Origin of the sequence: Nesiotobacter zosterae (genome assembly GCF_033843645.1) — a bacterium.
Classification (GTDB): Bacteria; Pseudomonadota; Alphaproteobacteria; order Rhizobiales; family Stappiaceae; genus Pseudovibrio; species Pseudovibrio zosterae.
Window position 1 is genome coordinate 1 of sequence record NZ_JAWXVZ010000011.1, and the last position, 11,982, is coordinate 11,982.

The 11,982-nt window shown below is 54.3% G+C and carries 10 protein-coding genes; 1 reads left to right on the forward strand and 9 read right to left on the reverse strand.

All coding sequences use genetic code 11. The features are described from left to right. Positions 1–147: 147 nt before the first annotated feature. The 8 genes from gyrB to Q3Y58_RS15865 form a co-directional block, all read right to left on the reverse strand. On the reverse strand, positions 148–2,601 hold the full coding sequence (gyrB, locus tag Q3Y58_RS15830; protein WP_319622899.1) for a DNA topoisomerase (ATP-hydrolyzing) subunit B: 2,454 nt from the start codon (positions 2,599–2,601) through the stop codon (positions 148–150). Between the two features lie 142 nt (positions 2,602–2,743). After that, positions 2,744–3,364: a LysE family translocator gene (locus tag Q3Y58_RS15835; protein ID WP_319622900.1), complete on the reverse strand. Its 621-nt coding sequence runs from the start codon at positions 3,362–3,364 to the stop codon at positions 2,744–2,746. Positions 3,365–3,452: 88 nt separating this feature from the next. After that, complete coding sequence (recF, locus tag Q3Y58_RS15840; protein WP_274217740.1) at positions 3,453–4,583, reverse strand: DNA replication/repair protein RecF; 1,131 nt, start codon at positions 4,581–4,583, stop codon at positions 3,453–3,455. Between the two features lie 72 nt (positions 4,584–4,655). Then, the gene (gene dnaN / locus Q3Y58_RS15845; RefSeq protein ID WP_274217739.1) at positions 4,656–5,774 is read right to left on the reverse strand and encodes a DNA polymerase III subunit beta; all 1,119 of its coding nucleotides are present in this window, start codon (positions 5,772–5,774) and stop codon (positions 4,656–4,658) included. 189 nt (positions 5,775–5,963) lie between these two features. Continuing rightward, positions 5,964–7,439: a chromosomal replication initiator protein DnaA gene (gene dnaA, locus Q3Y58_RS15850; protein WP_274217738.1), complete on the reverse strand. Its 1,476-nt coding sequence runs from the start codon at positions 7,437–7,439 to the stop codon at positions 5,964–5,966. A gap of 153 nt (positions 7,440–7,592) precedes the next feature. Next, entirely contained in the window at positions 7,593–8,030 is a 438-nt protein-coding gene (locus Q3Y58_RS15855; RefSeq protein WP_274217737.1) for a rhodanese-like domain-containing protein, read from the reverse strand. 644 nt (positions 8,031–8,674) lie between these two features. Continuing rightward, positions 8,675–8,941, reverse strand: a complete 267-nt coding sequence (gene rpsT, locus Q3Y58_RS15860; RefSeq protein WP_274217736.1) for a 30S ribosomal protein S20 — start codon at positions 8,939–8,941, stop codon at positions 8,675–8,677. 181 nt (positions 8,942–9,122) lie between these two features. Continuing rightward, positions 9,123–9,896 (reverse strand): enoyl-CoA hydratase, encoded by a 774-nt coding sequence (locus Q3Y58_RS15865; RefSeq protein ID WP_319622901.1) that lies wholly within the window; start codon positions 9,894–9,896, stop codon positions 9,123–9,125. 246 nt (positions 9,897–10,142) lie between these two features. Between Q3Y58_RS15865 and Q3Y58_RS15870 the strand changes: the two genes are divergently transcribed. Beyond that, positions 10,143–10,994, forward strand: a complete 852-nt coding sequence (locus Q3Y58_RS15870) for a GNAT family N-acetyltransferase (RefSeq protein ID WP_319622902.1) — start codon at positions 10,143–10,145, stop codon at positions 10,992–10,994. A gap of 1 nt (position 10,995) precedes the next feature. Here the strand turns inward: Q3Y58_RS15870 and Q3Y58_RS15875 are convergent, their stop codons facing one another. After that, a complete protein-coding gene (locus tag Q3Y58_RS15875) occupies positions 10,996–11,916 on the reverse strand; it encodes a LysR substrate-binding domain-containing protein (RefSeq protein ID WP_319622903.1) in 921 nt (306 codons plus the stop codon). Between the last annotated feature and the right edge of the window lie 66 nt (positions 11,917–11,982).

The window sequence follows — 11,982 nt, forward strand, 5'->3', positions numbered from 1 at the left end:
TATGAACACCAAAACACAAGCTACGGCGGCGTAAGTCGCAAGGGGTAGTTTTAGGCCGCGCCGCAGACCTAAAAAACGAAAACCCCGCCAAAAATATGACGGGGTTTGTCATCAATCTGAGCCCCGCACCAAGCGGGGCTTTTTCTTTTAGATATCTAGGTTTGCGACTGAAAGAGCATTGGCCTGAATGAACTCACGTCGTGGCTCGACCTCATCACCCATCAGCTTGGTGAAAATGTCGTCGGCAGCATCTGCCTCCTTGATCTTCACCTGAAGGAGAGAGCGCACATTCGGATCCAATGTGGTCTCCCAAAGTTGTTCCGGGTTCATCTCACCCAGCCCCTTGTAGCGCTGCATGGAAATGCCTTTGCGACCCTGGGCAAAAATAGCTTCCAACAACGCTTGCGGGCCACGCACCTCTGTATGTTTGTCCCTGCGCACCAAGGTAGCCGCCTTCACATACACTTCATTCAAATAGTCGTGATAGGAGTTCAAACGGCGCGCATCAGCCGAGCCCAGCAAGGCTGCATCAATTCGAGCGACTTCAAGAACGCCACGCACTTCACGCTTGAAGACAAGGTCGCCTTCGTCAGTTGCCTCGCCTTCCCAACCTTGCTCAAATTCGTCGGCCAGAATATCCAGACGGCGGGCAATATACGCCGCAGCCTCCCTGGCCTTTTCTGGATTGTGCAGGTTGTCAGGATTGAGCGCACCCGCAATGGCAGCCTGCTCCACTACCTGACGATCATAACGGGAGTGAAGGCCGTTCAGGATGGCTGAAACTTCGCGCGCTTTTTCAATGACTGCACGCAGATCGTTCGCCGAACGAACTTCGCCCGTTGCCAGCTGCAAGCTGCTGTCGTCCAAACCGTTGCTGATCAGGTATTCTTCAAGGGCGGCTTCGTCCTTCAAATACTGTTCGGACTGGCCGCGTTTCACCTTATAAAGCGGTGGCTGCGCAATGTAGACGTAGCCGTGCTCGATGAGCTCCGGCATCTGGCGGAACAAGAACGTCAGGAGAAGAGTACGAATGTGCGCACCATCCACATCAGCATCGGTCATGATGATGATCTTGTGGTACCGCAGTTTTGCCAGATCGAACTCTTCGCGACCAATCCCTGTGCCAAGCGCCGTAATCAAGGTACCGATTTCCTGAGAGGAAATCATTTTGTCGAAACGCGCCCGCTCCACATTGAGGATTTTACCACGCAGCGGAAGTACGGCCTGATTGCCACGATGACGCCCCTGCTTTGCAGAGCCGCCCGCGGAGTCACCCTCCACGATGAACAGTTCCGCTTTGGAAGCATCGCGCTCCTGACAGTCGGCCAGCTTGCCGGGCAGGGACGCGACATCCAACGCGCCCTTTCTGCGGGTTAGCTCACGAGCCTTTCGGGCTGCTTCCCGAGCACTCGCCGCTTCCACGATTTTTGAAACGATGGACTTCGCCGGAGCAGGGTTTTCTTCTAGCCAAGTGGACAGAGCCTCACCGACCAGGTTCTCAACCACAGGACGGACTTCTGAAGAAACCAGCTTATCCTTGGTCTGAGAGGAGAACTTGGGATCTGGAACCTTCACGGAAAGAACGCAGGAGAGACCCTCACGGCAGTCTTCACCCGTCGGGTTCACCTTCTCGCGCTTGAGAAGCCCTGACGTGTCCGCATAGGAGGTTAGCTGACGGGTTAGAGCACTACGGAAACCCGCGAGGTGCGTACCACCATCTCGCTGAGGAATGTTGTTTGTGAAGCATAGAACCTGCTCGTGGTAGCTGCTGTTCCACCACATGGCAACTTCAACCGTGATGCCGTCACGCTCTGCCGTCATGGTCAGCGGCGTTTCGATGATTGGCTGCTTGGCGCGATCAAGGTAGCGCACGAATTCTTCCAGACCACCTTCGTAGAACAGCTCCTCACGTATCGGCTCCACGCCCCGGTTGTCCGTAAGGATGATGCGGGCACCGGAGTTCAAGAACGCGAGCTCTCGCAGGCGGTGCTCAAGCGTTTCATAGTCGAAATCAATCTTTGTGAACGTCTCAGGAGAGGGCGTAAAGGTCACTTCTGTGCCGGAGCGGCCTACAGCATCACCAATGACCTCCAGCGGCGCTTCGGCATCGCCATGGCGGAAACGGACAAAGTGCTCCTTGTCATTGCGGAAGATGCGCAGCTCGAGTGTGGTCGACAGTGCATTCACCACAGATACACCCACGCCGTGGAGACCGCCAGACACCTTGTAGGAGTTGCTGTCGAACTTACCACCCGCATGAAGCTGAGTCATAATCACTTCAGCAGCTGAGATGCCTTCTTCCGGATGGATATCTACCGGAATACCACGACCATTGTCGGTGACGGTTACCGAGCCATCTGGATTGAGCGTAACCGTAACATGGTCAGCGTGACCGGCCAGCGCTTCGTCGATGGAGTTGTCAACCACCTCATAGACCATGTGGTGCAGGCCAGAACCGTCATCCGTGTCCCCGATATACATGCCTGGGCGCTTGCGAACAGCATCCAAGCCCTTCAGGACTTTGATCGAGCCAGCGCCATATTCCGCGCTTGCCTCAGGAGTCTCAGGTCCGTCGTTTTCAGGGGTCGATGTATCGCTCATTCGAATCAATTCACTCTACGGTTTTTGGGCATTTAAACCCTTATAAATCCTTGAGCGCGCCGTTCAACCAATCAGAGGATTTGCCCCCTGCTAAACTTAGGTAAACTCGGGAAAATTCCCGTATTTCAGAGGGCGTGGAACTCTAGCGTGTGGCAATGGCGACCGCTGCACCTACCATTACGGCACTTGCGCTTTTGGTAAGCCGGTTAACAGCACGCTGTGAAGTCATCATCTTGCGCGCCCGGCTGGCCAAAAGCACATATCCACCCAGCACCACGGTAAGTGTAACCTGCAGCACCAGCACCAACTCGCCATAAAACAACAACGTCATCTGATCCAGCGGAATGAGGTTCGGCATCAAGGCCATGTAGAACAACACGACCTTCGGGTTGCCAAGCGTGAGAGTGAAACCCGCCAAATAGGCCGAGAGCCGCGTCCCCTTCAGTTCGGCGTCACTCACTTCATCGGCCTGCTTGAAGGCCCCCGCACGCCACATTTTTACAGCTAAGTACAGCAAGTAAGCGGCGCCCAAATACTTCAAGATGACAAAGGCCCAAGCAAACGTGCTGGCGATTGCTGCCATGCCGAGCGCCGCCAAGGTGAACCAGACCAGATCTCCGCTGAGCATACCCATGCAAAAGGCTGGAGCCCCACGCGTCCCGCTGCCAAGCACCCGTGCAACAAGAGCGGCGATACCTGGGCCCGGAGTTATTGCAGCGACAAAAAGCGTGCCAGCAAACAAAATGATTGATGCATAATCCATGAGGTGAAACCCGAAATTATACTCAGCGATCCTATTACGTTGCCTCGTACTCTACTGCAAAGTCCTCACCGAAACCCTTTAGGATTTCTCAAAGCGGCGTGATGTTCGCTTCGTCCACTGCGAAACGTTGGGATCCAGCTGGCAAATCCTGAAACAAACTGACGTCCGTTCCCGTCATGAAAACTTGGCCCCCAATTGCCTCAAGTCTTGCGAACAATGCCGCGCGGCGGCCAGGATCCAGATGGGCAGCGACCTCGTCAAGCAGGAGCAGCGGCGCCATTCCTGCAACAGCCGTCGTCAAGCTGGCGTGGGCGAGGACCAGACCAATTAGCAGAGCCTTTTGTTCGCCAGTGGAGGCTAGAGCGGCGGGAAGATTTTTATCGGCATGATGAACCACGAGATCAGATCGGTGAGGACCGTCCAGTGTCCTGCCTGCGGCACGATCTCGATAGCGCCCCTCAGCAAGAAGGTCTCGGTAAACGTCCTCGGTGTCGGTCGAGTTCAAGCCAATTGTTGCAGTTTCAAAGCTGCCTTCCAAGTGGATCTGCCCTTTTGGGAAGGGAAGCCCCAGCTTGGCCTGCTCATCCAACGTGGAACTCAGCAGGCTAACTGTCTCCCGGCGCGCAATAGCAACAGCCGTTCCGAGTTCTGCCACCTGAGCTTCAAGCGCATCCAGAAAACTTGCCATGCCCCCCTCCGACAACAGCCGATTGCGTTGACGAAGTGCCTTTTCGAAATTGGCAACCATCCGGCCATGGCCCGGATTCAATGACAGCACAAGACGATCCAGAAAGCGGCGGCGATCCGCTGCCGGGCCGGTAAAGAGCCCATCCATGCTTGGTACTAGCCAAAGCACCCGGATGTAGTCCAAGAGCTGATCTGAAGAGCGAGCATCTTCGCCATCAATGCGAACGCGCCGCCCTGCTTCTCCAGCGGTGTACCCTGTGCCAATGCGGGTTTCGCCATAAGCGCCATCAAGAACAGCGCTAACAGCCCAGCTACCTGAACTGTCAGCACGGCCAACGTCAGAAAGCGCTGAGCGACGTAATCCCCGTCCAGCGGTTAAAAAGGAAATGGCTTCAAGGATATTGGTCTTACCAGCGCCGTTATTGCCGACAAAGGCAACCATCTGGCTCGATAGCGGGATTGTCGCAGCTTCATAGTTGCGAAAATCGGTCAGAGCCAGACGCGTCAGCGCCACAGAAACTGCCTCTGACATTCTGCTGTGTATCCTGTGGTCATTGGAGTGACGAACCCTCCCACTCTCACATGCGAGAGGGTTCGAAAAAGATTATACCCGCATTGGCATGAGAACAAACAGTGTGTCCTCTTTACCATCTTCCTGGATCAAGGTTGGCGAGCCTGAATCCGCCAGACGGAAAAGCGCTGCGTCTGCGGACAGTTGACCGGCAATATCCAGCAAATACTTTGAGTTAAAGCCGATTTCCATATCATCGGAATCGTACTCGACCATCAGCTCCTCAGTAGCAGAGCCGGAATCCGGATTGGTTACAGTTAGAACCAGCTTGCCTTCCGTGAGAGCCAGTTTCACAGCCCGGCCGCGCTCAGATGAGATGGTAGACACACGGTCAACCGCCTCCTTGAACACATCCCGATCAACGCGCATTTCCTTGTCGTTGTTTTTAGGGATAACACGGCCGTAGTCAGGGAAGCTGCCGTCAATCAGCTTGGAGGTCAAAACCACTGGACCGGTAGTAAAGCGGATCTTGGTCTCAGAGATTTCAACACGGACCTCCGCTTCTGGGTCTTCCAGCAGCTTTTGGATTTCGCCCACGGTCTTGCGCGGCACGATAATGCCCGGCATTCCCTCGGAACCTTCAGGAGCTGGTAGCTCGGACTGTGCCAGACGGTGACCATCGGTCGCCACGGCTCGGAAGCGCTGCTCGCCCTCTGTTTCGACGGCATGCATATAGATGCCGTTCAGATAATAGCGGGTCTCTTCAGTTGAGATCGCAAACTGCGTCGCATCAATCAACTTGCGAATTCCGCCCGCCGTGATCGTAAAGGCATGCGTAAAGTCGCCTGCGGTCATGTCCGGGAAGTCGGAGATCGGCAACATCTGAAGCGCAAACCGGGAACGGCCTGCGCGAATTTCCAAAGTGGTGTCATCGCCAGAGGTTTCCAGAACAACTTGAGAGCCATCAGGCAATTTGCGGACGATTTCATAAATCATATGCGCAGGGACGGTAGTCGCGCCAGGCACTTCGATCACCGCCGGAATGGTCTCCAGCACTTCAAGATCAAGGTCTGTCGCGCGCAGCTTGAGTTCGCCGCCTTCCGTCTGCAGCATAACGTTGGACAAGATCGGAATGGTATTTCGCCGCTCAACAACACGATGCACGTGGGTCAATGACTTCAGGAGCTCGGTCCGCTCAAGTGTCGCTTTCATGCGAAACATCCGTTTTGCTGGCGACCGTTCGGGTCGCAAATGATTACTTTAAAAGCCCAATCCGGCTGAGCGCCGGGCCGTAGAACCTGCCCTCATTGCGACAAAAAAGCAAGAGGGCGCTGTTGACAGCGCCCTCATATGCAATGAACTTCGGATCCTTCCGGTGCCTAGAGGGCAAGAGCGCAGATCTTATGCGTCAAGCATGCGCTTTAGCAGCTCGAGCTCCTGAGCCAAACCGTTGTCTGCCTTGGCCAGTTCTTCGATCTTGCGCACGGCGTGAAGCACCGTGGTGTGGTCGCGGTTGCCAAAGCGACGGCCGATCTCAGGCAGAGAGCGAGGTGTCATCATCTTGGCAAGGTACATTGCAATCTGACGTGGGCGCACGATGGTGCGCGTACGGCGTGCAGAAAGCAGGTCCGCTTTGGTAACATTGTAGTGCTTGGAAACCACACGCTGGATGTCTTCGATCTTTACACGGCGTGGCTCTGCCGCACGGATCAGGTCGCGCAATGTGATTTCAGCCATATCCAGAGTGACCGGAGAGTTGGTCAACTGGTTATGAGCAACCAGACGGTTCAATGCGCCTTCAAGGTCACGACCGGAAGATGTCACGTTGCGCGCAACATAGTCCAGCACTGCATCTGGAACGGTAAAGTTCGGGTAGCTGCGCTGCTGCGCGCGCATCCGGTCTTCAAGGATCGCACGGCGCAGACCGAAGTCCGGCTCGGAAATATTGACCACAAGGCCGCCAGCAAGACGAGAGCGAACCCGATCATCAAGGCTTTCCAGATCGGATGGCGCACGGTCAGCCGCCACAACAACCTGGCGCGCCCCATCAATAAGGGCGTTCAGCGTATGACAGAATTCCTGCTGCACCTGCTTGCCATGCAGGAATTGCATGTCGTCGATCAGGAGAAGATCTATTGAACGCAATGTGTCCTTGAAAGCCATTGCAGACTGCTGCTGCAAAGCGGACACGAAGCGATACATGAAGTGTTCCGCTGTCAGGTAAAGCACACGGCGACCCGCGTTGCGTGCCTGATTGGCGATTGCCTGCATCAGGTGGGTCTTACCGAGACCGACTGAGGCATGCAGGAACAGGGGATTGAAGGTTACGACGCCGCCGCCTGCAACTTGACGTGCAGCCGCCAGTGCCAGAACGTTGGACTCGCCTTCAACAAAAGTGTCGAATGTGTACTTGGGATCAAGTGCAGCGCCCTCAAGCACGTCTTTTGCGGAAGCGTCACCGCGCCCCATTGGCCGTGCAGAAACGGCTGGAGATGGTGCGTTTGCGCGCAGACCAATCGGGTCATTGACCTGAATTGGTCTCATGTCCGCTGGCTTGCCGCCCGGCTGAACGCCAGCCTGAGCTGCAACCTTTTGAGCAGCAGGACGAGGACGCACAGCGCCGCGTACAGTCAGCTCAATGCGACGCACATCTTCCCACTCGTTCTTCCAGAGGCCCATCAGGCGCTCACGGTAGTGAGATTGAATCCACTGCTTCAAAAAGCGAGTGGGAACCGACAACCGGATGGTGCCATCGTCGTGTCCTTCGAGATCAACTCGCGCAAACCAGCTGGTAAAGACATCTTCACCAAGTTCAGCCCGAAGTCGTTTCTTGACGCGGTCCCATTGCTCCGGCCCTGGAGCTTCCTGAACGTGCATGTAAGCCTCCTTAAATATGGGCATTCCGCCACAGATGCCCAGATTCCAAAAAGTGTCGCGCCCGTTATTGAGCGTCGTTTATTGTTGCTCTCATCGAGCAATTCGTTCGTCTTGGGAGGTGCCCCCTGCCAAGCGAGTGTAACTCTATGTTCTCTAAGTCTGAACCCAGGGAAGCCCTTGAGCCTTCCACCCGGATACAAAACCCCTATGCCCCGCCGCATCCAGCGGGCCCTCAAACCCATCGACCACATTTAAACAATGACGATATCCCAGTGCCGTCATGACGATTGCTGCGCTTTGACTGCGCACACCGGACCGGCACAGAAAATAGATATCGGCGTTTTGGTCAAGTCCTTTTTTTACGAAAATGGAAGAAAGTGTCGCCCCGAATTCCTGATGCGGTGCTTCTGCCCCAAAGGCCTTCCACTCGTGAAACAAAATTCTATCTTCATTTCCAGGCACTTGCGGAATACCCACGTGAACCCATTCAGCTTCTGACCTAACATCTACCAAGACCGAGTGGGCGTTCTCATTCAACGCCGCAAACGTTTCCGCAACTGTCCGATCACCGTGATATTGAGTTCCCGCCACCAAGATACTCGCCACCTGTATCTGTTTACATGCCCCTAACAATAGGAAATTTGTCCGGGCACACCCAGCCACAAAGTCCTATAAAGTAAACCAGAAGACTCTCTTCCAGTGATCAAGTTGCCAAACTACTTACGCACAATCACTAGAAGTATAGTGCTACGAGTTAACTACACGTCCCAAAACGTTTTCTTGAACTTGTACGAAGGGATCGAGCAGCAACCCGACAACTTCGGAAACCATACACAGCCTATTTTGCTCTAGCAATAGCCAAAAATTAACAGACTGTAACCAACCCCGCCCTTCCTTTACGTCACGCCTTAACGCTCCAAGAGCCACCTTTCCCTAAAGCGCTTCTGACTCAATAACTTTTTCACATGTCGAATAGTTAACCGAAGACAAAATTGCTTCAAAAAAAATTTCCGACACTTTTTTCTTGACAGACCCGGAATCCCACCGGATTCCAAGTGACAATTCTTACCTACCCATAACTATCTGAATTAAAAGGGATTTTTATGCCAAAAATGCAGAGTAATCCACAGGCAGAATTTGTGTGTTTTAGCTTAAAAACTGCTCAACAACCTGTGCCTGGCTAAAAAAAAACCCGGCCATGAAGGCCGGGTTTTCGATTAAATTCGTTAAGGCTTTTATGCGCCGATAGCCTTAATACGTGCATTCAGGCGAGATACCTTACGGGATGCGGTATTGGCATGCAGGATGCCTTTACCAGCAGCACGCATGATTTCTGGCTGCGCTGCCTTGAATGCTTCGTTAGCTACGCTCTGGTCACCAGCTGCGATAGCTTCTTCTACTTTACGTACGAAAGTACGCAAACGGCTACGGCGAGCCTTATTAATGGCCGTCCGGCGGGCAATTTTACGGGCCGCCTTCTTGGCCGAAGGAGTGTTGGCCATGGGCTCTGTCCTGATCTGTCAGTAAAGAACTGTTGTCAAATCGCGAACGAGGCCGCCCAAAGCAACCCCGGTCAAACGAATGCGGCGGCGAACAAGTCCGCCACCGGTTGTGGAGCGCTTATAAGCATGAGGAACTGCCTCGTCAATCAAAAAGGCGTCTCAAGAGCGCTAAAATTGCGACCTACCGGTTTTTAAAGTCCGGTTTCCGCTTCTCAATGAAGGCGTTCATGCCTTCTTTCTGATCGGCCGTTGCGAACATTGACTGGAACAACCGACGTTCGAAACGAATGCCCTCTGCGAGGGTAACCTCATAAGAACGGTTAACGCTTTCCTTGGTCATCATGACAATAGGCATTGAGAAATCTGCGATTTTGGTAGCCGTCTCAACAGCCTCGTTAATCAATTGATCTGCAGGTACCACGCGACTGACAAGACCAGAGCGCTCGGCTTCGTCGGCGTCCATCATGCGTCCTGTAAGGCACATTTCCATAGCCTTGGACTTACCAACAAACCTTGTGAGTCGCTGTGTACCACCGGCACCAGGCATTACCCCAAGCTTGATTTCAGGTTGGCCGAACTTCGCGGAATCAGACGCCAGAATGAAGTCACACATCATGGCCAGCTCACAACCGCCGCCAAGGGCGAATCCAGCCACAGCAGCAATTATGGGCTTACGTGTGCGGGAAACATCATCCCAGTTGGACAGGAAATCGGTGAGGTATGTATCGACATACTCATTGTCGGCCATGGCCTTAATATCAGCACCAGCGGCAAACGCCTTTTCCGAGCCTGTCAGCACAATGCAGCCGACCGTCGGATCCTGCTCGTAATCGCTGAGCGCTTCGCAAAGCTCATCAATCAGTTCTTTGTTGAGCGCGTTCAATGCATGCGGACGGTTCAGCGTAATGAGGCCGACCTTGCCGCGGGTTTCGACAATAATGTTTTCGTAGCTCAACTGAGCCTCCCCTAAAAAACAATCCTCAAGCTTACATAAGTCTTAAACCGTATGCCGCAGCGGTCCTATTGAACCTTCTGGTCAGTTCCGGCTCTACCCGAGAAAAAGCGGTGCCAAAACAAGCCCTCGCGGATTGTTTCTTTCGTGAAGCGTTCAGAAGACCCAACACTACGGAGGATTGGGGAGCAGCAGCTACGATGATAGGGTGCGCGAGCCATGATCAGACCTAGACAGGAGAACGCAAAAATGTCCGCAGATGAAACCCCATCACAATTGGTTCGCGAAGATCTGGATGTAATGCTGGAGTGGGCCGCCGTTGAGGGATGGAACCCGGGCTTGATTGATGGCGATGCCTTCTGGGCGGCCGATTCTGGCGGTTTTTGGGGCATCAAGGATGAGCAGGGGCTTGCCTCATGCATTTCCGCCATCCGCTATGGATCGGATTATGGCTTTGTCGGGTTCTATATCTGCAGACCCGACAGGCGCGGAGAGGGGCTGGGCTTCAAAACCTGGAATGCTGCGTTGGATGGACTGGACCAACGCACCCTTGGACTTGATGGCGTGGTCGAACATCAAGCAGAATATGGCAAATCGGGTTTCACACTGTGTCACCGGAACATCCGCTATTCCGGTCTCTCTTCGGTTTCCATCCCCCATGACCCGCGCCTTGCGCCCATTGGGACTGGAATCTACACGAGCATTCGAGACTATGACCGAGCGTTTTTTCCCGCACCGCGGGAGAGCTTTCTCCAGCAGTGGCATCGCCCTATGGAACGAAATCGATTTGGCTTCTGCGCCGTTGAAGACGGACATATACGCGGTTTTGGCACTCTGCGGGCTTGCCGAGAAGGTTTCAAGATCGGACCGTTGTTTGCCGAGACACCAGAGATCGCAGATCTTTTGTTCCGAGCCTTGGCCGGATCTGTGCGGGGTCAGATGGTCATTCTGGACCTCCCAGAGGTCAACGCCGACGCGGAAGCGCTTGTAGACCGCTATGAGCTTTCTCCCGTGTTCGAGACAGCCCGGATGTACCGTGGACCTGCGCCAGAACTCCCTCTCGACAAGATTTACGGCATTACCACCTTCGAACTTGGCTGACTTAGCCTGGCAGAAGCTCTTCCCGGTCTTTTTGGTCTTTGGCTTCTTCCTGAAGCCAGGCCTTGAAGGTTTTTACCACGGGCCGCAAAGTGCGATTTTCCGGATAAACGAAGTGGTAGGCGGAACTGAGCTTCAGTGTTGTATCAAAGAGCGTCACCAGAGCCCCAGACTTGAGCTCCTCCGTGATGAAGAATTTCGGCACCAAAGCCACCCCCAAACCTGCTGCTGCGGCCTGCGAGATCATGGTGAACTGATCAAAGCGCGGCCCTTGAAAGGCAAGATCCGTTTCAACACCTGCTTCCATGAACCAGCGCTGCCAAGCATCGGGTCGCGTGGACTGATGAAGCCGCATGACAGTGCACAAATCTTCAGGCTTTCGGAGACCATATCGATCCCGAAATGATCTTGAACAAACGGGCACGACATCCTCCGGAAACAGCGGCTCGCAAATTGCCCGGGCCCAAACAGGCTCCCCATAGTGGATCGCACCGTCAAATGGCTCTGCCTCAAAGTCGAAGGGGCGCAGACGCACAGACAGATTGAAGCTGGCTTCCGGATATCGCTCATGAAAGCGGGGTAAGCGTCCGGCCAACCAGCGCGTGCCGAAGGTGGGAAGCACAGCGAGGTTCAACACGTCCTCACTCCCGCCAAACGACATCACCTGCCGTGTTGCAGTGGTCATCTTCTCCAACGTGCCCCGTATGTCGTGAAGATAAAGACGACCCGCGTCAGTAAGGACAATACGTTGGCGCACGCGCTTGAACAGCTCAACGCCAAGGCGCCCTTCCAATAAGCGCACCTGCTTGCTCACCGCACCTTGAGTGAGAAACAGCTCTTCCGCAGCCCTTGTGAATGAGCCATGGCGTGCCGCGCTTTCGAAGGCGATCAGACTGTCGATCGGCGGTATAAATCCCCGTTTCATTGTTTTCTCCCGATCCTGGCTCAAAGTCCCAACGACACATAAGACCCGGCTTTAGTCGTAGAAGGC

Coding starts and splice junctions, on each gene's coding strand:
- gyrB (WP_319622899.1), bottom strand. CDS start 2,601: ATGAGCGATACATCGACCCCTGAAAACGACGGACCTGAGACTCCTGAG.
- Q3Y58_RS15835 (WP_319622900.1), bottom strand. CDS start 3,364: ATGGATTATGCATCAATCATTTTGTTTGCTGGCACGCTTTTTGTCGCT.
- recF (WP_274217740.1), bottom strand. CDS start 4,583: ATGTCAGAGGCAGTTTCTGTGGCGCTGACGCGTCTGGCTCTGACCGAT.
- dnaN (WP_274217739.1), bottom strand. CDS start 5,774: ATGAAAGCGACACTTGAGCGGACCGAGCTCCTGAAGTCATTGACCCAC.
- dnaA (WP_274217738.1), bottom strand. CDS start 7,439: ATGCACGTTCAGGAAGCTCCAGGGCCGGAGCAATGGGACCGCGTCAAG.
- rpsT (WP_274217736.1), bottom strand. CDS start 8,941: ATGGCCAACACTCCTTCGGCCAAGAAGGCGGCCCGTAAAATTGCCCGC.
- Q3Y58_RS15870 (WP_319622902.1), top strand. CDS start 10,143: ATGTCCGCAGATGAAACCCCATCACAATTGGTTCGCGAAGATCTGGAT.
- Q3Y58_RS15875 (WP_319622903.1), bottom strand. CDS start 11,916: ATGAAACGGGGATTTATACCGCCGATCGACAGTCTGATCGCCTTCGAA.